Genomic DNA, 455 nt, shown 5'->3' with positions numbered 1-455 from the left:
ACATTGTAGGTGTCTGCTGGAACATTGCTTAGATCTTGTGTCGTAGCTCCGTTGGTCCACATGTACGTGTAAGGAGCCGTTCCTCCTGTTACCGTAACATCTATTGACCCTGTACTATCGCCAAAACATAATATATCTACTTGGGTAGCACTAATTCCTAATCCTTCTGTTGGCTCGGTAATGGTAAAGCTCTCTACAAGTCTACATCCATTGGCATCAGTAATCGTTACATCATAGGTTCCTGCTACTAATCCTGAAATATCTTGTGTCGTTGCGCCTGTATTCCATACATACGTGTATGGTGCTGTTCCGCCTGCTACTTCTAAATCAATCGCTCCCGTTGAATCTCCAAAACATCCTACATTGGTAAGAGTATTGGTTTGCGATAACGCTGCTAACGGCTGACTTACCGTTGCACTATTGGTTGTTGTACAGCCATTGCTATCGGTAATGGT

Annotated in this window: 1 protein-coding gene; it reads right to left on the bottom strand. The window is 43.7% G+C overall.

Annotation, left to right across the window (positions count from 1 at the left end):
- Positions 1 to 455, bottom strand: a 455-nt coding sequence (locus ACY2RS_RS15500; protein ID WP_490099577.1) for a SprB repeat-containing protein, incomplete at both ends; no start/stop codon positions are given.

This window comes from Patiriisocius sp. 208BN25-11 (assembly GCF_058147145.1).
This window is presented reverse-complemented; position numbering and strand designations above follow the sequence as displayed.